Source organism: Streptomyces sp. NPDC042002 (assembly GCF_055588305.1).
Genome location: NZ_JBVJCT010000008.1, coordinates 188,742 through 206,840, shown reverse-complemented (window position 1 = coordinate 206,840; position 18,099 = coordinate 188,742). Strand labels below are relative to the sequence as shown.

Sequence of the window (18,099 nt, the reverse complement as noted above, 5' to 3'; positions counted from 1 at the left end):
ACTGAGCACGGACTGAGCACCCTCTGTAGTCGCCGTGCCTGCTTCTCGGCGTGGCACCCATTTTGCTAGCCATCGGCTAGTGAGTGGCTATTCGCTGGTAAAGTGATGGGCGGATTCGCCCCGTCGCCCAAGTAGAAGGCAAGCGATGATCCGAGGTGGCCGGCGCTCGCGCCGCGCCGTCCCCGACCTCTGTGCGCAGATACCACCCCCGAGCAGTCCCCTGGAGCCCTGACCACGATGACGACGACCGCCACGACTCCCGCCACCGAGCCTGAGCCCGCGCAGCCGCACCCGGTCTGGAACGTGCTCACCGAGCGGGCCCAGGTCGGCAGCCGCCCCGGCGCACGCGCCGACGGGCACCGCGTCGCGCTGGCCATCGAGGGCGGCGGCATGCGCGGCATCATCGCCGGAGGGATGGCCCTGGCGTTGCACGAGCTCGGACTGACCAACAGCTTCGATGCCGTCTACGGCGCCTCCGCCGGCGCCGCTTCCGGCGCGTGGCTGCTGAGCACGAGCCCGCAATCGCTGCGCTTCTGGGCGGTGCCCAAGTACGCCAGAACGCTGATCCGGCGCTCGAACCCGCTGCGCGGGCGACCGCTCGTGGATCTGCACGCCTTCTACGAGGTGCTCTACCGCTACGGCGACCAGGACTGCGCGCCGATGGACTTCGAGTCGATCCTCGCGAGCGAGGTCGAGTACCACCCGCTGGCCACCGACGCCGAGACCGGGGAATCCACCGACCTGCGACCCTTCATAAGCGACGCCGCGGAGTTGCGCCTGGCGCTGCGGGCCAGCGCTGCCCTGCCGCTCCTGGCGGGTGACCCGGTGACGCTGCGCGGGCGCCGGTTCTACGACGCAGGGGTATCCGAATCCGTGCCGTACCGAACCGCACTGGCCCAGGGCGCGACCCATGTCATGGTGCTGCGATCCAGGCGCGCGATCGATGTCGCGCGGCCGTCGCGCTCCGCCCCGCTCATCGCCAAGACGGTGCTGCGCCGGGAACCCATGGCCTTGCGCCAGGTGTTCCTCGACCGCGAAACACGCCTTGCCGAAGACGACGCCTGCCTGACCGGCCACTCGGCCATCGTCTCCATCCGCCCCGCCCCCGATTCGCCGTCGGTCGGCCGTCTGGCGCGTGAGGGCGACCTCCTCGAAACCGCCCTGGAAGCCGGGCGCACCGCCGTGCACGACGCCTATGGCCACCTGAACGGGCCCCAACTCCCAGCGCCCACCGACTGATTCGCGGACCGTCACCGTACGGAGCCATGGCCTGTCGCAACGCGCTTGCGTCTAGCCAGCGTTCGAGGGTGGCGATTTCGGAGTCAAGGGAATGACGGGGAACGTGCAGCCAGGTGGACCGACGCAAGCTGTGGTGCATGCAACGGGCGCGGCGGACCCGGCTGTCGGGCAAGGGCGGCCAGACGGGACCCCTGCGGAGCCCGGGAGTCGCCGACCGTTGGAAGCCGTCAGTAGTCGCCCAACTCGATGAAGCGACTTGCCCAAGCCCTGAACCGATCGTCATGCTCCTTTCGCGCGTTCCAGAGCGCGCCCAGATCCTCCGGTGGCCCAAGCCCGAACTTCTGGTCCAGCCAGACGAGGAAATCGCGATGTCCCTCGCTGTGCTCCTCGGTGCTGTCGAAGCCAAGGAACCCCTGGGATGCGGGCTCACTGTCGATGGCGAGAAGCCGGAACAGTTCCGTGAGGTCTCGCGCGATCACGTAGAGGTCCCCTTCGTCGCCGACGAAGACGACGGGCAATGTGGCGAGGTCCGTCCGCTCGTCGCACCGCCACAGCGCGTAGTGGGAGCCGGAGTGGTTGGCCTGCGCGAAGGGGATGAACCGGCTCAGGAACTCCGGATGCTCCGACCAGGTACGGAGGCCGGCGTCCCCGCCGTACTCGCACAGTTCGAAACCGTCTGAGCAGTAGACGGGACCGATCCGGTCACCGAACTCCTTGAGCAGGTTCAGTTCCGGGACGGGCGAGTACGCCTCGCTCATGCCGCCTCCTTTGCCGGATGGGATACCGGGCACCCTCGCGGTCGTCTTCCACGGTCAGGCGATGCTATCGACAGGGCCCGGCAACCGGGCAGCACCGAAAGCGATCACGCACTCACTGCTGCCGCTGCGGTTGCCGCTTCCCGTGCCTGTCCGAGGGGCCGCGATCCCGCGTGGGGCCATATGTCATCCGCCGAGCTCGGCGCACCCCTGCGCAACGCTCATGCCCGTATGCCGGGTGGCGTAGTGGTTCAGATGGTCACGCATCTGAGGTTCGAGCCCGGACGGATCATCGCCGTTGAGGGCAAGCCAGATCCGGTTCTCGATCCAGTACCGACAGGCGAACTCCTCGAACGTAGGCGCACACCAGATGATCGCGGCCCGTTGTTCCTCCGGATCGTCTGGTTGTGCACCATCCGGGATTTCGAGCAGGGCGACAGCCCCGTGCACGACAAGGCTGCGCGCCAAGGCAACGGTGACCCGTGAGCGCCCGGTACCGCTCTGCACCGTCGAGAGCGGCCTGTCCTGGGTCGTGGCAGAAGCAGACAGATCGTCAGATACCTTTGCAATCAGGAGAGTTACCAGCTTCAGCGGCGCCCCTTCAGATCCGGGAGCGGTGTTGGGCCGCCCCGGGGAACAGCCCGCCGAGTGGCCGGATACCTGCCGTAAGTGATCACCACCCCCTACGCTTTCGGTGATCGAAAGATGGACGGACGCAAGGCCAAGACGGGGGACGGCACATGACATATCGGCGCGCGGTGATACCAGCACTGGTCGGGGGCCTGCTGATCACGATGTTGCTGTGGTGGGCGGGGGCGAGCGCGCAGGCGCTGCAACTGCGGGGTGCTACAAGCGTGTTCGACGCTCAGTCGGTGAGTGAACTCCGGCGATGGCTCGCACCCTGGTCCTACGATCCCCCGACGGGGGTGCTGGCCGACGTACCCGCAGGCGCCGGTACGGGCGGGGACGCGTCCCTGAGCGGAGGCACCCAGTACGCAGGTCTGTACAGCACCGCGATGCAGATCAGGTTCGTTGCGGTCTTCGTGTTCTTCCTGGCCGGTGCGCTGTTCTTGATCCGCAGGATTCCGCCGACGCAGGGCCGTACGCCGGCCACGGTGCTCGCGCTGTGGGCCTGGGGCCCGGTGGCCGGAACGCTGGCCGTGACCGCGTCCGCACCGTGGCTGATCGCGTCCGGGGGGCACGGCAGCTACCGGGTCCTGCCACAGTTGGCGTTCGTGATCGCGTCGAGCGGGCCGGTCGTGGTGTTCGCGGCGCTGGTGACCGCACTGCTGACGGTGTTGGTGGCGCGTGTCACTGCCAAGGGTGAGGATCCGCTGCCTCGGCAGAGTGTGTCGCCGCGCGCCGCCCGCCTGGCCGCGAGTGCCGGAACCGCGGTGATCGCGCTGTCACTGGTGATCCTGTCGTACGAATCGGTGGCGGCCTGGATCCAGACGTCGTTCAGCGGTGGAGGCCTGCTGTCGGAGCCGGGTGACCTGCTGCGCGAGTGGCTGTTGCTCGGTGGTTGGTCGGGTCCGGCGGCCACGCCGCTGGGTGACTGGCTGCTGTACCGAGCCGTCGACGTGCTCATGCTGGTCGTGGTGTGGTGGGCGCTGCGGCTGCTGCCTGGCATGCTCACCCGGACCACCGTGCCCGGGATGGCGGCAGGCGCGGTCTGTGCCACCGTATTGGGACTGCTGGTGAGCCAAGTCCTGTACATGGCGTTGGGTGACGACGTCGCCACGTGGGGGCCTGTCCACCTGTTCTCCATGCTCGGTGAGGGCGTCCCGGCTGCCCTCACCTTCGGCAGCGTGGCGGGGATGGCGGCTCTTGTGACGCTGCGACTGGCCGGGGGCCGTGACACGGACGAGCTCCCTCAGTGATGGAAGGGGCTGCACGCCGTATGACGATCTCGTCGTACCGTGTCTCGTTGGGGATTCTGTCCCGCGCCGCTCTGTCCCGCGCCGCTCTGTCTCGACCGATCGGTGTCAGACGTCCCCGCAACACCGCGGGACATGTCTCTCGCTGAAGCGCCGTACGACCCTCTACGACGTCACCAGAACACACTCGCGACGCGGCGGAACTCGTCGCGGCCGAGGGGCACGTTCGGCCGAGCCCGCACGGACCACGTCGGGCTGACCGGTTCGCAGACGCGTTCCCTGCCAGGGCCGCCGGGCACCCGCGTCTCAGGGACGATGCCTCGTTCTGTGGCCGGCACCCGTACTCATCCGGCTCACCGGGCGCGCGGGCACCGGGACCGGGCGGCAGGGTAGTGATGCCGACGTCGGAGAGCACCGGTGGGAGTCGCCGTCCGGATCGCGGCGAGTTCACGGTTCCTGTCCCGGACAGGACGCCGTTGAGCGCGTTCATCAGGAGGTCTCGTGCACGACAAGCCGTTCCTCAAGAGCGTCGGTGAGCTGCTGCGCCGACGGCACGGCTCCGCAGACCGCTCCCGGCAGGCAGGGCCGGACGGGTTCGGCCTGGACAGCCTGAAGGTCAGCGGGTTCACCGCCGGTACGCTCGGCGCCGAGGACGAGGCGCGGCTCGCCGACGAAGTGGCACAGCTCCTTCCCCACCACTGGGATCTCCCCACCAAGTCGGTGGAGGCACTGACTCCGCTCGTCGACCACCTCGGTGGCCAGCAGGAGTTGATGGCCTGGCTGGACCGCCACCCCGGGCGTCCTCGACTCATCGCGCGGATCTACGTCCTCCTGGGCCATCTCGACCAGTACAGCGACGACCCCGCCGTACTTGCCGCCGTGCGGCACGCCAGAGCCCAGGACCCGTACCCCGTCGGCCTGCGCGGTTACCTGACGCCGGAGACGAACGACGAAACCCTGGGCGGTCTCGCCTTCCGGATCGAGGAGCTGCTCGGTGACAACCGCGAAGAGGACGCCACCGCCCTCGCCCTGACGACCGCCGACTGGCTGCGCGGTGCGGCGCGGAACGCCGACAACCCAAGCTCCGACGTCCGCGAGTTGGGCGAACTCATGGACCATATGCACCAGGACATCGCCGAGGCCGCCCCGCGCTCCTGATTCGGTGGCACGCAGGGGCAGGTGACCGCGCCGCCGTCCGTATGCCAAGCATGTTGTCGTTACGCCGCGTTATGCCGCGACGGCCTGAGCGGGGTGGCGCAGGCGGGTCTGTCGAGGCGTGAGACGACCCCGCGGTGACGCCGGAGCGGGCAGACAGACTCGATCCGGTGCCGTACGGCCGTTTGACCACCCTGTCAGCAGCGCTCCGTGTGAAGATCCTCCAAAGCATCGGGCCCGAGCCGGACGGTGCGGTGCCTTCTTGCGTCGCACTTCGATCCGGCCGTGGCGGTCGGCGCTGGTGGCTGTCCCTCGTCCCTCGGTGGTGGGACGAGGTCGGGGAGAAGGGCATCGGATGAGCGCACGTTTCGAGGAGATCGACTGGCGGCCGACGGCCATGGGCGACATCAGCCTGCGTCGTCGGCGGGATCCGCTGTCGGGCGAGGACGTGTACGAGGTGAAGCTCGGTGACGAGTACCTGATGTCCAGTCTCTTCACCACGGGTGAGGTCGAGCTGACCCGGCTCGGCCTGGCGGAGCTGTCCGAGGGTCCGCTCGACGTCGTCGTGGGCGGACTCGGCCTCGGGTACACGGCCAGGACGGCGCTGGACGATCCGCGCGTGCGTTCGCTCATCGTCGTCGACACCTTGGCCGAAGTGATCGACTGGCACCGGCGCGGGCTCGTGCCGCTGGGCGCGGGGCTGGCGTCGGACCCCCGATGCCGCCTGGTGCTCGGGGACTTCTTCGCGATGGCTACCGGGAGCGGGGCGCACAAAACGCCGTCTGCGGGTGGCGCGGGAGCCGAGTCTTCGGTGCCGGCGGGCGACAAGGCTGCTGACGACGGCGCCGGTGCGGCCCCGCGCGGTTTGGACCCCGAGACCCCTGGCCGCCGTTTTCACGCGATCCTGCTGGACGTCGACCACTCGCCGCGTCATGTGCTGCACCCCGACCATGCCGTGCTCTACACACGGGCCGGTCTGACGGCCCTGGCCGAACTGCTGTATCCCGGCGGCGTGTTCGCGCTGTGGTCGAACGACCCACCGGACAAGGAGTTCGGCTCGGTACTCGCGGAGGTCTTCGTGGAGACGGCCGCGCATGTAGTGAATTTCGACAACCCGCTTCAAGGCGGGACCGCCGCCAACACCGTCTACGTCGCCCGAAGGCGCGATGGCTGATACCGCTGGGGCCGACCCGGACGCGGACCGCCCCCCCGGTAGCGGGTTCGGTGTCGTCAAGATCGAGCGGTCTGGAGCCTGCGCACGATGCGAGAGCACGCATGATGACGAACCCGAGGTCTCGGTTCGGCGGACCGGCCGGAGCCGGTTCGCGTTGCCGGCCTCAGGCTTCGTTCTGGTGGGGGGACTGGGAGGCGGGCCGGTTCGTCCTGCGAGAGCCGCAGCGCGCCCGCGGTGACGTTCTCGATCAGGTGGTCGGGATCGCCGGTGCCCGGAATGGCCAGCACATGCGGTCCACGGTGCAGGGTCCACGCCGGCCGGACCTGCGCGGGCCGAGCGCGCACTGGCGGGTCACGGGAACGGCCCTGTGGGAGTCGACCCGCACGCCGGCCGACCGGGTCGGTCGGGGGTCGTCGAGGATCTCGCCACCGACCGGCACGAGGAGAGCCGGGTCCGGCTGCTGCTCCTGGACGCGACCCTGGGCCTGCATGACGCGGGCGGGTGGTGGCCGTACGAGAAGGCGGCCGTCGACGACCCGTACGGCCCGTGAGGGAGTGGCGTGGACGTTCGGCCTCATCGCCGAGACGTACGAGCCGTCTCAGCAGACGTGAGGACGACGGACGGCCTCCGGCGACGCCGACCGGTGTCCACGGTTCAGCGCCGCTGACCCCAGGCCATCATCAGGCCGGGTCCGAGTTCGGCGAGCCGGGGTGAGGCCAGGTAGGCGAGTGCGTCGTCGATGGCGGCGGAGTCCACGCGCCCGGTTTCCTCCAGGGCGGGCCGCATCCGGTTCCATGTCTCGGACCAGAAACGAGCCAGGGGGCCGCCCGCGACCAGCGGTGGGCAGAACAGCTCGCCGGCGACGTTCTGGAGGCCTTCCTCTCTCAGGAAGTGCGGATATGCCGGAACGTCCGACGTGTCGGTGCCGATGGTCGACCGCAGTGCCTGCCACATGGCGTCCATGGTCCGCCGGTAGGCCGACGTGGTGTCCAGCGGATTCGGCACCTCCAGGGCGTCGCCGAGCACCAGCCGGCCGCCCGGGTTCAGCCATCGTGCGAGACGTGAGACGAGCTGACGGCGTTCGGGCAGGTGCATGAGAACGAACCTGGCATGAATCAGGTCGAAGCCGCCCAGGTCCAGGCTCTCGTCCCGCAGATCGGCGGTGACCACGCGCAGCCGCGGATCCGCGAGGCCGTCCAGGCCGCCGGTGTCCCGGTCCAGCGCGACCACCTCCGCCGCGCCCGACTCCTCCAGCAGCCAGCGGACCACGGTCCCGGTCCCGGCCCCCACTTCCAGGCAGCGGCTGCCCGGCCCCGAGCCCAGAGCGCGCAGACGACCTGTCGTGACGGGGTCGTAGACCAGCGCCGCCGCGTCGATGCGCTCGGCTTCCTGGGGGTGCTCCGGCTCGAACAGGTCCTGTCCGTAGTGGCCCTCGGAGGCTGGAGGGCCCGTCATGGCCGGCCCTCCAACCCCGGTCCGCCTGTGCCTCTTCTGACCGTCCGTCCCATGGAAACTCCTGAGCATTGAAGATCGGCTGAACCCAGGGTGACAGCTTTCCGGCCGCACGGCAGATCGATGATCACAGGATCGGCTCACCTTTGCACCCCCTGTGACCCTTGAAACCCGCCCGTAACGCTCATAGCATGATCGAACTCACGACGATTGCCCTGATCGTCCGTCCTTCACTAGAAGAACACGCTGTCTAGCGCGAAGGGTGAGCCATTTGACCAACATCTAACAAATCGGCCGAATAGTTGATATCTATAGCATCGCGAATACTTTCGCGGACAAACAACAGAATTGCGTTCGTCGCGCGACACCGGCCACGGGTGATGCTGTGGGCCGTGGCGGGTGTGGTGACCTTCGGATTCCTCGTCACGATGGAGATCGTCGCGCGTCACTACGGCCTGCCGGGGCCGATCGCCAATCAGGTGCGGGAGGTGATACTCGCCCCCGCGTCAGGGCCGCTGCTGTACGCCGGCCTGGCGCTGATGATGGTGGTGCTCACCTGGCGGGAGCGGTTCATCGCGCTGGGTGCCGCGATCGGCATCGACGTCGTCTTCGTGCTGATGCGGTGGGTGCTCGACGCCAGGATGAGCTTCGGCAACGGCGCCTTGTGGGTGATTCTGGGCTATGCGTTCATCGCCGTCACGCGCCGCACCGGCCGGGAACGCGTCCTGCTGCTGAAAGGCGCCGGGCTGGGCCTGCTCCTGGTGGCCGGTCACAAGACGGGCGACACCTGGCTGCTCATCACATCGAAGACCCGTCCGGCCGTCCTCGACCCGTACGTGGCGACAGCCGATCACGCGCTGGGCAACCCCTCATGGGTGGCGGGCCGGATCGTCGCGGCCACCGGTCCGATCGGTACCCACGTTCTCCACCTCGTCTACGGTCAGCTCCCGCTGGCGGCGGCCGTCTTCGCGCTGTACCAGTTGCGAAACGTGGCGGTCGAACGCCGGTTCCCTGGCCATCATCTGGTGCGCACCTTTCTGGCCATCGGTCTGCTCGGGCCGGCCATTTACATGATCTTCCCTGTGGCCGGGCCGGTCTTCGCCTACGGCGCCGAAGGCGGGCACTGGGCGGCGGCCAACCTGTGGCCGCACACGGCGCCGCCGATCCATGCCCCGCACAAGATCCTGTTCGACGACATCACCCCTCGCAACTGCATGCCCAGCCTGCACACGGCCTGGGCCACCACGCTCTTCATCCATACGCGTGAGGCCTCAAGGATCCTGCGATACGCGGGCACGTTCTGGCTGGTCGGCACGCTCACGGCAACACTGGGATTCGGCTACCACTACGGAGCGGATCTCGTTGCCGGCGTGGTGTTCGCGCTCACGATCGAGGCGGCGATGCGCTCGTTCGACCGAGGATGGGACCGGGCGGGAATCCGGCTGGTCAGCTACGGGACGACCGTCTTCATCGCGCTCCTGGTGTCGTACCGCTACCTGCCGCTGGAGATGGCCAGACATCCCTGGGCGTTCGGACCAGGCCTTCTTCTGGCGATGACCTCAGTGGTCTACGGCTACGTGCGGACCAACAAGCTGTGGAGTCCGCAGGCCGTACCGGCGCAGCAATCGGAACCGCAACTCGTACAGGTGTGACCGCGGTCCGCCCACACCCCTCCCAGAAGCCTTGGACCGGCCGTGGAGGGCTTCCGGACCCGGGCGGGGACGGGGAGCCGGTGTCGGGCCGCGCCGGGGAAGGCTGGAGTTGCCTTGGAGCCCACTCGAAGGTGTTGGGTGGTGGGAAAGGCATCGCGACGCGACGTGGTGACCGAGTGGACGACGGGTTTCATGAGGAGCACTCCATGACACAGAAGATCTGGTTCATCACCGGCGCCTCACGCGGCTTCGGGCGGGAATGGGCGATCGCCGCGCTCGAACGCGGCGACTCCGTGGCCGCGACGGCGCGCGACCTGTCCACGTTGGGCGATCTTCGCGAGACGTACGGAGAGCGGCTGCTGCCGCTGCAACTCGACGTCACGGACCGCGACGCCGACTTCGCCGCCGTACGGCTGGCGCACGAGCGGTTCGGGCGGCTCGATGTGGTGGTCAACAACGCCGGCTACGGCCACTTCGGAATGGTCGAGGAAATCACCGAGGCGGAGGCTCGCGCCCAGCTGGAGACCAACCTGTTCGGGGCGCTGTGGGTCACCCAGGCGGCACTGCCGTTCCTGCGCGAGCAGGGCAGCGGCCACATTCTGCAGGTTTCCTCCATCGGCGGGATCAGCGCTTTCCCGCTGGTAGGCATCTACCACGCGTCGAAATGGGCACTCGAGGGAATGAGCCAGGCGCTGGCTCAGGAAGTGGCCCCGTTCGGCATCAAGGTCACACTGATCGAGCCCGGCGGGTTCGCAACCGACTGGGCCGGTTCCTCGTCGAGTACGTCCCGGCAGTTGCCGGCGTACGCCGACTTCCACAAGGAAGTGCAGGAACAGCGAAGCAAGCGCGTCGGCACCCCCGGCGACCCGCGCGCGTCCGCCGCGGCGGTGCTGGAGATCGTGGACGCCGAAGAGCCGCCGCTGCGCTGCTTCTTCGGTTCGGCGCCGCTGGGTATCGCCAAGGCCGACTACGAGCAGCGTCTGGCGTCATGGGAGAAGTGGCAGCCGGTGGCGGAGCTGGCCCAGGGCTGAGGGGCGGCCGGACTCGGTGCGGAGCACGGGACCGGACCCTGCGCAGGCCAAGAGAAGGGGGCCGACCGGGATTGTCTCCGGTCTGCCCCCGCCTGCGGCCTGGCGCCGGGTGAGGGCAGGCGCGGGGAGTTCGGCCGTGGGAAGGTCAGGCGCGGTGGCTCTGGTAGTAGCCGCCGACCTGCTGGTGGTAGTCGGCGTCGCCGACATGCTTGGCCCTGTCGAATTCGGGCGACTCCCTGATCTGTTCCTGGGTGAGCCCGATGTAGATCTTCCGCTCGGCCCGGTCGACCCTCTTCACCGTGCCGGCGGGCAGCATGACATGCCTGCCGAAGATCCACACACCGATGTCGACGACGAGGTACGAGGAGCCGACGTCGTCCGCATGCTTGTCGACCTTCCCGATGGCACCGTCGGTGGCCTCCACCTTGTACCCGATCAGATCGGTGCCCACGATGTGCCCGGCGGTCGGGTGGTAGCCCCAGATGTTGTCACTCACAAACGGCTCCCTCATCGAATTCCTCGCTCGTCCGCAGCAGAACTGGGGAGTCGCGCAGGCGTCATCCAGATTAGATGACGCTTTCGCGGAACATCGCATGCCTCGCCTCCCGGATGTCAGCGCCACACTCACACTGAAGAAATTCGGAAACCGTATTCACCGTTCCACGCCTTGGCGGCGGCAGAAAGCGCAGAGGCCCCGACGCAATCCCAGGGTGACGAAGATCGAGTGCGGATCCGCGAAGGGCGCGGGTGGGGGCGGGGTACGGTTCGCCCCGTGAACGTGGACGTCGACATCGACGGGTGGGAGTCGGGGCACCAGGTCGCCTACGGCTGCGGGGCGTGGGAGCGGGCTTGCCACCAGGCACGCCTGTTGGTCGCCTGGCACGACGAGCGGGATCTCGGCTTCGGCCCGCCCGCGCCCCGGCGGTTCTACGCGGACCCCGGCCCGCGGGTGAAGTGGCCGTGGGGGAGCGCCAGGCACAGCACGGTGGGCCTGTTGCTGTGGAGGGTCGCCTACGAGGCCGGGGTCCTGGTCGACGAGGTACCCCTGGCCGATGCCCTGCGCCACTGCGTCCAGGGCGCCGAACCATTGGACACAGGTCCGCTGCCCGATGCCGCCCGCGAGGCCGGGATCGGAGTCGGCAGCGCGGAATCGGTGGCCGGCATCAGGCACGTACTACAGGCCCATGTCGAGCCCGATCCTGCGAGCCCGCGCCCCACCGAGGCACGACTGACACTCGGCTACCGTGTCCGGGAACTGCGGGCGACGCCCGACTGGGACCTCGGCGACTGGCCGGCCGCCCTCACCGTGGTCCGGCAGGCCATGGGGCGGGCGGACGATCTGCGGGAGCAGGGGGCATGGCGGCCCACCGACCAGGAACGGTCTGTCGGCGCACGGATCGGCGGGGACTGGGAACCACTCGCCGACACGGCCGCCGCGTTCGGGCGCCCTGCATCGAGTTGGCTGGAGCGGGCCTCGCGCCTGGCCGGTACGGCCGCCGCGTTGGCCGTCGCCGCCGACCTGCTGCCGGGCGACGGGCGGGGCAGCGCAAGCCCGCTGGCCCAGGTCCTGGGCGCCACGGCCGACGCGTGCGGCAGGCTGGGGGCCGGCACCGAGGAGATCGGGCGCCTGTGGGCGGCGGAGCCGTACGAGCCCGCGGACCGGGCTTCCTGGGAACTGTCCCATGTACCGGGCGCGCTGCTGGTCCAGACCGAGGAGACGGAACACCTCGTGCGGGCGGTGGCGGTCTTCCTGTGGGTCTTGGCGTGCAGCTGATCGGATCGAGCACGCCGGTGTGGAGTGGGACTCGGGTCCGGGACCCGGGTCGTGTGGGGCACGGGGGACTCAGTAGAAGTCGTCTCGGCGTTGCGCGGGGTTGACTGTGTCACGCCGCTGTTGCTGCAAGCGGGCTGTCCGCACGGCTGATATCTCCCGCAGGTGCGCCTGGCTCTGAAGCATCATCATCGACCCCAGTGCGTGGCGCCCGGTCATCGGGTTGTCCACACAGGACTGATACATCACGGCGGCTCGTTCGGCGTCCTGGTACAGGGTGCGGTAGACCTCCGCGGCACGGTACTGGGCGTAGGGATGGCTGCGTGCGGCGGCAGCGAGGAATTGCTCCAGGGCATGTTCGGCGGGGGTCCGGGCGAGAGGCAGCAACCGCTCCAGGTACAGGTCGCCCAGCGCGAGCATCGCCTCCGGCTCGCCCAGTTCGGCCGAGGCGTGATACCAGCGGCCTGCTTCGTCCAACGACTGAACGATGCCCGCTTGGGGACAGCCCTGGTGGTAGAGCGACGCGAGGTAGTAGGCCGCTCGCGGCGAACCGCTGCTGTGCCGCAGCCGCGGCACCGCGCTCGCGTACCGTCCCTGCACGTAGTCGATGTGCCCCAGAAGCTCGATCGCGGCGCTGTGGCCGCTGGCCGCCGCGGCTTCCAGGAAGTAGACGTCCGCACCGCGGTGCTGGGCGCTGTTCCAGCAGTGCAGGCCGATCTGGTAGTACTCGTCGGCACTCGTCGGCTCGTGTCCGTCCACGGTGAAGTTGGTCCCCTGCCACTGCACCACGTCGCTGCCTTTCGCGTCTTGGCCTGCCTCGGCGGGCACATGCGGCTCCTTGCGCCACAGCCTCGTCAGGAGGGCCGGACCGGCGGTGAGGGACAAGCCGGTTGTTCCCGTACGACGTCCCGGTGCCTCGGGGCCTCAGCAGATGGTATGGCTCGTCCATCGCCCCAATCGTAGGCCGGGTCGTCGGAAAGCCCAGTCGTCCCGCGAGGTGGATCGCCACCGTGGCCCGTTTCGAGTGGCCGCGGCGGTGAGGCGACAGGCACCGGCAGTCGCGGCGACCACTGCCACCAATGTCGTCCAGGTCACCCACGGCATCCCCTCGGCCAGCGGCTTTCCAGCCATCCGCCACCTCACCACTTCGCCTTTACGGCGCTGATCACCGCAGCCACCGCAAGCGGGACACGGCCTCGGCTCGTACGTCGGCTGGCTGAAGACGCGCGGGAGTACCGAAGTTCGACGTTGCCCCCAACGCACCTGTCCGCACACGGAAGCGGTCACCTGTCCGCGCGTGGACAGCCTCATCCGGATGGACCGCGTGACGCTTCCCGCCGCTCCGGAGGCAGCCGAGTGAGCGCGGCCTCGAAGAACCGCCACCCGTCAACACGGGTGGCGTGCCCGAAAGGCTGCCCGTCCGCCAAGACCTCATCGATCAACGCCCTCACGGTCGCCGGCCTGTGGAGATCGAGGTACCCGCCGCCGCTGATCCGGCTGACGCCGCCCTCGTGGGCACCCCAACCACCGCCGCCCACCACACGATCCGGACCGGAAGCGAAGACAACGCGGACGACATCTGGCGAGCCCTCGCGCGCGAAGGCAAGGACTTCTCGGCATGAGCGTCCGACCACACCGCCGGGCTCCGGATCCGGCACATGCTGATGGCTGACCCACCACCGGTAGCGCTCGGGGCCAACGATCAAGTGCCGATATCGACGACGTCCCATGCCATCACGTCAGCAACGTGGGGACCATCAACCTGGACCGTTTTCCCGCCCCATCCGCTGGGCCGGCGACGCGTATCCGTACGCGGCGCGCCACCGTTTCGCGAGTGGCTTTCAGTTCCCCTGGAGGGCAAAAGGAAAAGGCAAGGAGAGCTCTCTCCTTGCCGCTCTCAACTTATAGCGCACTGGGGGGCTTGCCGCAAGACCCGGGTCACGGCGCAGAATCGGCGGCCGATGCCACAACCTGTGGGGGACCGGCGGGGGCAGTTGCGGGTGCTCGGCGCGGAGGAGCGGGGTGCGGGGTGCGGGGTGCGGGGGGTGCGCGCCGTCCGTCCGGCGGAGTGGCCGGCCGACTCGGCAGGGGAAGACAACGAGGGACGAGGACGTGCTCGACAAGAGGTCCGACGGAGTTGGAGGCGCCGGTGATTCGATCGGCCACCGCAGTGCGACGAACACGGCTGCCCCGGAGGCATCGCGATGACTGAGCGGTACGTGTGGGATCTCCAAGAGGTCGACGAGACGCAGGTCGCGGTCGTCGGCGGCAAGGCCGCGCACCTGGGCGGGCTGTCGCGGATCGAAGGCATCCGCGTGCCGGCCGGCTTTTGCGTGACGACGGAGGCCTTCCGGCGGATCATGGCGGAAGCGCCGTCGATCGACGATCGGCTCGATCAGTTGTCGCGCTTGAACCCGGACGACCGGGAGGGGCTCCGCGCGCTCAGCGCGCGGATTCGTCGGACCATCGAAGGGATCGCGGTCCCGGGCGATCTCGCGGCGGAGATCACCCGCGCGCTCGCCCAGTTCGGCGAGCAGGCCGCCTACGCCGTCCGGTCCAGCGCGACGGCAGAGGACCTGCCTACGGCTTCCTTCGCCGGCCAGCAGGACACCTACCTGAACGTCGTGGGGCCGACGGCGATCCTCCAGCACGTCAGCCGGTGCTGGGCCTCGCTGTTCACCGAGCGGGCCGTGACCTACCGTCAGCGGAACGGCATCGACCACCGTACGGTCCACATGGCCGTGGTCGTGCAGCGGATGGTCTTCCCGCACGCGGCCGGCATCCTCTTCACGGCCGACCCCGTCACGGGCAACCGGAAGCTCGCCACCGTGGACGCCGGCTTCGGCCTCGGCGAGGCCCTGGTCTCCGGCCTGGTGAACCCGGACGTCTTCACGGTGCGAGACGGCGAAGTCGTCGCGAAGACGATCGCCGCCAAACGGCGTGCCGTTCAGGCACTGCCGGCCGGTGGTACGCGGGAGGTGGCGATCGACGCGCAGCGGCAGGAGGAACCGGCGCTGACGGATGCGCAGGTCGTGCGGCTCGTGCGGCTCGGGCGGCGGATCGAAGCGCGCTTCGGCCGCCCGCAGGACATCGAATGGTGCCTGGCCGACGACGGCTTCCAGATCGTTCAGAGCCGGCCGATCACGACGCTGTTCCCCGTCCCCGAGGCCGGCGACCAGGAGAACCACGTCTACGTCTCCGTCGGCCATCAGCAGATGATGACCGACCCCATGAAGCCCCTTGGGCTCTCCATGTGGCAGCTGACAGCCATGGTGCCGATGCACGCGGCCGGAGGGAGGCTGTTCGTCGACGTCACCCGGCGCCTGGCCTCGCCCGCGAGCCGCGCCGCCCTCCTGGACGTCATGGGGAGAGGCGATCCACTGGTCAGGGACGCTCTGGAGACCGTTCTCGGCCACGACGATTTCGTCCCGTCGCTCCCGGACGCGGGTCCCGGCGGGCCGCCGGCCAGGGGCGCGTCCGCCCCGAGCGAGCCCGATCCGGCCATCGTCACCGAGCTGATCGAGCGCAGCCAGACGTCCATCGCCGCCCTGGAGCGCGACATCCGGACGAAGACCGGACCGGCGCTGTTCGACTTCCTGCTGACGGCCTTCGAGGAGCACAGGCGAGTCCTCGGTGATCCGCTGAACCTTCAGGCGATCATGGCGGGGATGGATGCCACGTGGTGGCTCAACGACAAGCTGCGGGAGTGGCTGGGCGAGAAGAACGCGGCTGACACACTGACGCTGTCCGCCCCCGACAACGTCACGTCGGAGATGGGACTGGCGCTGCTCGACGTCGCGGACGTGATCCGCCCGCACCCGGAGGTCGTGGCGTTCCTGGAGGGCGTCGACGACGAAGGGTTCCTTGACGAGCTGGCGAAGCTCATGGGTGGGACCGAAGCGCGCGATGCCATCGAGGCCTACCTCGACCGGTACGGCATGCGCTGCGTCGGCGAGATCGACATCACGAGGCCACGCTGGCGCGAGCGCCCCACCACGCTCGTGCCCGTGATCCTCGACAACGTCAGGAACTTCGGGCCCGGCGCCGCCGAGCGGCGCTTCGAGCAAGGGCGGCAGAAGGCGCGGAAGAAGGAACAGGACGTGCTGTCACGCTTGCGGGCCCTGCCGGACGGGGACCGGAAAGCCGACGAGACCAAGCGGATGATCGACCGGGTCCGAACCTTCATCGGGTACCGGGAGTACCCGAAGTACGGCATCGTCAGCCGTTACTTCGTCTACAAGAAGGCCCTGCTGGGGGAGGCCGAGCGCCTCGTGCGGGCCAACGTGCTTGATGAGAAGGAGGACGTCTTCTACCTCACGTTCCAGGAACTCCACGACGTCGTGCGCTCGAACCGGGTGGACGACCAGCTCATCCAGCGGCGGAAGGACGCGTTCCGGTCGTACCACGCGCTCACACCGCCCCGGGTGCTCACATCGGACGGTGAGGCCGTCACCGGGGCGTACCGGCGTGACGACGTGCCGGCCGGCGCGTTGATCGGCCTGCCGGTTTCCGCCGGGAGCATCGAGGGAAGGGCCCGCGTCATCCATGACATGGCGGAGGCCGATCTCGAAGCGGGCGACATCCTGGTCACGACCTTCACGGACCCCAGCTGGTCACCGCTGTTCGTCGGAATCGCGGGCCTGGTGACGGAGGTCGGCGGCCTGATGACCCATGGCGCGGTGATCGCCCGGGAATACGGTTTGCCGACCGTCGTGGGCGTGGAGCAGGCCACCCGGCTGATCCGGGACGGGCAGCGGATCCGCGTGCACGGAACCGACGGGTACGTCGAGATCCTGCCTTGACCGACCGCACGGAGAAGGCGCATCCGTAGAACTCGGCCGCTCCGCCGTCGGCTTGGGCAGTACGGCCAGAGCCTGATCACCTGCGGATAGGTTCGGGACATGACTCGTGACTGGCGGACGGATCGGATCGGGGCTGCTCTGCGGGGTGAGAATCCGACGGTGGTGCGGCGGCTCGACTCGGGGTTCGCGGCGATCGGCGACGTGCAGTTCCTGCCGGGCTACGCCGTGCTCCTCGTGGATGAACCGCATGTGCAGCGGCTGTCCGACCTCCCGAAGCGCAAGCGGCTGGCATTCCTGTCCGACATGGACCGGCTCGGCGAAGCGGTCGAGCGGACCTGTCGGCAACTGGACCCGGATTTCCGCCGGGTGAACCTGGAGATCCTGGGGAACACCGACCCCTTTCTGCATGCCCACGTCTGGCCGCGGTTCGAGTGGGAGCCGCCCGAACTGGTGGGCAAGCCGGTGTGGCTCTATCCGCACGAGCGGTGGAGTGACGAGCGGTTCGGTCTCGGTCCGCAGCACGACGTGCTGCGAGACACGATCGGCACTGAACTGGACCGGCTGCATACGACGGACTGATCACTGCGGGCGCGGTGGTCAGCGCCCTCGTCCTGACGGCGGAAGTCGTCGCTCTGGGCCTGGCGCTCGTACGGCGCACTCGCCATATCCTGTGGGCACGGCGCGAGTGTGCCCGCATGCCCCACGAGAACGAGTTGTCCGTCATCGACGACGACAGGCCCCAGGCTTTCGCCCTCCCGGGCTCGCCCGGCCGGATCGTCGTCTCCCGCGGAATGCTCCAGTGCCTCGCCTCGGATGAACGCGAGGCCCTGCTCGCGCACGAGAGAGCCCGTCTTCGCCACCGCCACCACCACTTCCAGACCTTGTGGCAGCTCACGGCGGCCGCGAACCCGTTGCTGCGGCCGGTCGCCGACGCGGGCGCCTTCGCCCTGGAGCGCTGGGCCGACGAAGACGCGGCAGCGACGGTCGGCAACCGCGGGGTGGCGAGCCCGGGACGTCGATGCGCAGGTCGCCGAACTGGACCGGCCGACGCCGATGCCTGGCCCGTCGTGGACGGGTGCGGCACCGCTGATGGCCGCGGCCGAACGGCCACGGTGGCCCGGGCGCCGCACCCGGGTCTCCCCGGCTCCTCGGCGTGACGTCCTGAAGAGGCGACCGCCTGTGAGTTGCCTC

Annotated in this window: 17 protein-coding genes and 2 pseudogenes; 13 read left to right on the top strand and 6 right to left on the bottom strand. The window is 69.1% G+C overall.

What is annotated here, in order from left to right:
* The first annotated feature begins 237 nt into the window (after positions 1–237).
* A complete protein-coding gene (locus ACZ6KY_RS15450; RefSeq protein WP_469310796.1) occupies positions 238–1,239 on the top strand; it encodes a patatin-like phospholipase family protein in 1,002 nt (333 codons plus the stop codon).
* Between the two features lie 227 nt (positions 1,240–1,466).
* On the opposite strand, the gene ACZ6KY_RS15445 is transcribed toward ACZ6KY_RS15450, so the two are convergent.
* Together ACZ6KY_RS15445 and ACZ6KY_RS15440 are read right to left on the bottom strand one after the other, a co-directional pair.
* A complete protein-coding gene (locus ACZ6KY_RS15445) occupies positions 1,467–1,997 on the bottom strand; it encodes a hypothetical protein (RefSeq protein WP_469310795.1) in 531 nt (176 codons plus the stop codon).
* A 183-nt stretch (positions 1,998–2,180) separates the two neighbouring features.
* Positions 2,181–2,501: a hypothetical protein gene (locus ACZ6KY_RS15440; protein WP_469310794.1), complete on the bottom strand. Its 321-nt coding sequence runs from the start codon at positions 2,499–2,501 to the stop codon at positions 2,181–2,183.
* A gap of 233 nt (positions 2,502–2,734) precedes the next feature.
* Between ACZ6KY_RS15440 and ACZ6KY_RS15435 the strand changes: the two genes are divergently transcribed.
* The 3 genes from ACZ6KY_RS15435 (at position 2,735) to ACZ6KY_RS15425 (ending at position 6,200) form a co-directional block, all read left to right on the top strand.
* Positions 2,735–3,874, top strand: coding sequence for a hypothetical protein (locus tag ACZ6KY_RS15435; protein WP_469310793.1), 1,140 nt, complete (start codon positions 2,735–2,737; stop codon positions 3,872–3,874).
* 498 nt (positions 3,875–4,372) lie between these two features.
* The gene (locus tag ACZ6KY_RS15430; protein ID WP_469310792.1) at positions 4,373–5,029 is read left to right on the top strand and encodes a hypothetical protein; all 657 of its coding nucleotides are present in this window, start codon (positions 4,373–4,375) and stop codon (positions 5,027–5,029) included.
* Positions 5,030–5,381: 352 nt separating this feature from the next.
* Positions 5,382–6,200, top strand: coding sequence for a polyamine aminopropyltransferase (locus ACZ6KY_RS15425; RefSeq protein ID WP_469310791.1), 819 nt, complete (start codon positions 5,382–5,384; stop codon positions 6,198–6,200).
* Positions 6,201–6,391: 191 nt separating this feature from the next.
* Here the strand turns inward: ACZ6KY_RS15425 and ACZ6KY_RS15420 are convergent.
* A pseudogene (locus ACZ6KY_RS15420) lies at positions 6,392–6,538 on the bottom strand (aldo/keto reductase); the annotation flags it as partial.
* A 29-nt stretch (positions 6,539–6,567) separates the two neighbouring features.
* Between ACZ6KY_RS15420 and ACZ6KY_RS15415 the strand changes: the two are divergent.
* Positions 6,568–6,750, top strand: a complete 183-nt coding sequence (locus tag ACZ6KY_RS15415; RefSeq protein WP_469310889.1) for a hypothetical protein — start codon at positions 6,568–6,570, stop codon at positions 6,748–6,750.
* Positions 6,719–6,811, top strand: a pseudogene (locus ACZ6KY_RS15410) (DUF6745 domain-containing protein); the annotation flags it as partial. The gene ACZ6KY_RS15415 and the pseudogene ACZ6KY_RS15410, both read left to right, overlap by 32 nt.
* Before the next feature lie 43 nt (positions 6,812–6,854).
* On the opposite strand, the gene ACZ6KY_RS15405 reads toward ACZ6KY_RS15410, so the two are convergent.
* On the bottom strand, positions 6,855–7,655 hold the full coding sequence (locus ACZ6KY_RS15405) for a class I SAM-dependent methyltransferase (RefSeq protein ID WP_469310790.1): 801 nt from the start codon (positions 7,653–7,655) through the stop codon (positions 6,855–6,857).
* 377 nt (positions 7,656–8,032) lie between these two features.
* Here ACZ6KY_RS15405 and ACZ6KY_RS15400 point away from each other — a divergent pair, with 377 nt between their 5' ends.
* Both ACZ6KY_RS15400 and ACZ6KY_RS15395 read left to right on the top strand, forming a co-directional pair.
* Positions 8,033–9,304, top strand: a complete 1,272-nt coding sequence (locus ACZ6KY_RS15400; RefSeq protein ID WP_469310789.1) for a phosphatase PAP2 family protein — start codon at positions 8,033–8,035, stop codon at positions 9,302–9,304.
* Positions 9,305–9,510: 206 nt separating this feature from the next.
* Positions 9,511–10,335: an SDR family oxidoreductase gene (locus ACZ6KY_RS15395; protein ID WP_469310788.1), complete on the top strand. Its 825-nt coding sequence runs from the start codon at positions 9,511–9,513 to the stop codon at positions 10,333–10,335.
* Positions 10,336–10,480: 145 nt separating this feature from the next.
* On the opposite strand, the gene ACZ6KY_RS15390 is transcribed toward ACZ6KY_RS15395, so the two are convergent.
* Entirely contained in the window at positions 10,481–10,831 is a 351-nt protein-coding gene (locus ACZ6KY_RS15390; RefSeq protein ID WP_469310787.1) for a PRC-barrel domain containing protein, read from the bottom strand.
* Between the two features lie 276 nt (positions 10,832–11,107).
* Here ACZ6KY_RS15390 and ACZ6KY_RS15385 point away from each other — a divergent pair, with 276 nt between their 5' ends.
* The gene (locus ACZ6KY_RS15385; protein WP_469310786.1) at positions 11,108–12,109 is read left to right on the top strand and encodes a hypothetical protein; all 1,002 of its coding nucleotides are present in this window, start codon (positions 11,108–11,110) and stop codon (positions 12,107–12,109) included.
* A gap of 69 nt (positions 12,110–12,178) precedes the next feature.
* On the opposite strand, the gene ACZ6KY_RS15380 is transcribed toward ACZ6KY_RS15385, so the two are convergent.
* Positions 12,179–12,934, bottom strand: coding sequence for a tetratricopeptide repeat protein (locus ACZ6KY_RS15380; protein ID WP_469310785.1), 756 nt, complete (start codon positions 12,932–12,934; stop codon positions 12,179–12,181).
* Positions 12,935–13,569: 635 nt separating this feature from the next.
* On the opposite strand from ACZ6KY_RS15380, the gene ACZ6KY_RS15375 reads away from it, so the two are divergent.
* The 4 genes from ACZ6KY_RS15375 to ACZ6KY_RS15360 all read left to right on the top strand — a co-directional run bounded on the left by ACZ6KY_RS15375 (position 13,570) and on the right by ACZ6KY_RS15360 (position 18,065).
* Positions 13,570–13,728, top strand: coding sequence for a hypothetical protein (locus tag ACZ6KY_RS15375; protein ID WP_469310784.1), 159 nt, complete (start codon positions 13,570–13,572; stop codon positions 13,726–13,728).
* A 582-nt stretch (positions 13,729–14,310) separates the two neighbouring features.
* On the top strand, positions 14,311–16,908 hold the full coding sequence (rph, locus tag ACZ6KY_RS15370; protein WP_469310783.1) for a rifamycin-inactivating phosphotransferase: 2,598 nt from the start codon (positions 14,311–14,313) through the stop codon (positions 16,906–16,908).
* Positions 16,909–17,007: 99 nt separating this feature from the next.
* Entirely contained in the window at positions 17,008–17,487 is a 480-nt protein-coding gene (locus ACZ6KY_RS15365) for an HIT family protein (protein WP_469310782.1), read from the top strand.
* Positions 17,488–17,603: 116 nt separating this feature from the next.
* The gene (locus ACZ6KY_RS15360) at positions 17,604–18,065 is read left to right on the top strand and encodes a M48 family metalloprotease (protein WP_469310781.1); all 462 of its coding nucleotides are present in this window, start codon (positions 17,604–17,606) and stop codon (positions 18,063–18,065) included.
* The last annotated feature ends 34 nt before the right edge of the window (positions 18,066–18,099 follow it).

What these genes read in the sequence shown, in the direction of transcription:
- ACZ6KY_RS15450 (WP_469310796.1), top strand. Translation starts at nt 238, where the DNA reads ATGACGACGACCGCCACGACTCCCGCCACCGAGCCTGAGCCCGCGCAG.
- ACZ6KY_RS15445 (WP_469310795.1), bottom strand. Translation starts at nt 1,997, where the DNA reads ATGAGCGAGGCGTACTCGCCCGTCCCGGAACTGAACCTGCTCAAGGAG.
- ACZ6KY_RS15435 (WP_469310793.1), top strand. Translation starts at nt 2,735, where the DNA reads ATGACATATCGGCGCGCGGTGATACCAGCACTGGTCGGGGGCCTGCTG.
- ACZ6KY_RS15425 (WP_469310791.1), top strand. Translation starts at nt 5,382, where the DNA reads ATGAGCGCACGTTTCGAGGAGATCGACTGGCGGCCGACGGCCATGGGC.
- ACZ6KY_RS15405 (WP_469310790.1), bottom strand. Translation starts at nt 7,655, where the DNA reads ATGACGGGCCCTCCAGCCTCCGAGGGCCACTACGGACAGGACCTGTTC.
- ACZ6KY_RS15400 (WP_469310789.1), top strand. Translation starts at nt 8,033, where the DNA reads ATGCTGTGGGCCGTGGCGGGTGTGGTGACCTTCGGATTCCTCGTCACG.
- ACZ6KY_RS15395 (WP_469310788.1), top strand. Translation starts at nt 9,511, where the DNA reads ATGACACAGAAGATCTGGTTCATCACCGGCGCCTCACGCGGCTTCGGG.
- rph (WP_469310783.1), top strand. Translation starts at nt 14,311, where the DNA reads ATGACTGAGCGGTACGTGTGGGATCTCCAAGAGGTCGACGAGACGCAG.
- ACZ6KY_RS15365 (WP_469310782.1), top strand. Translation starts at nt 17,008, where the DNA reads ATGACTCGTGACTGGCGGACGGATCGGATCGGGGCTGCTCTGCGGGGT.
- ACZ6KY_RS15360 (WP_469310781.1), top strand. Translation starts at nt 17,604, where the DNA reads ATGCCCCACGAGAACGAGTTGTCCGTCATCGACGACGACAGGCCCCAG.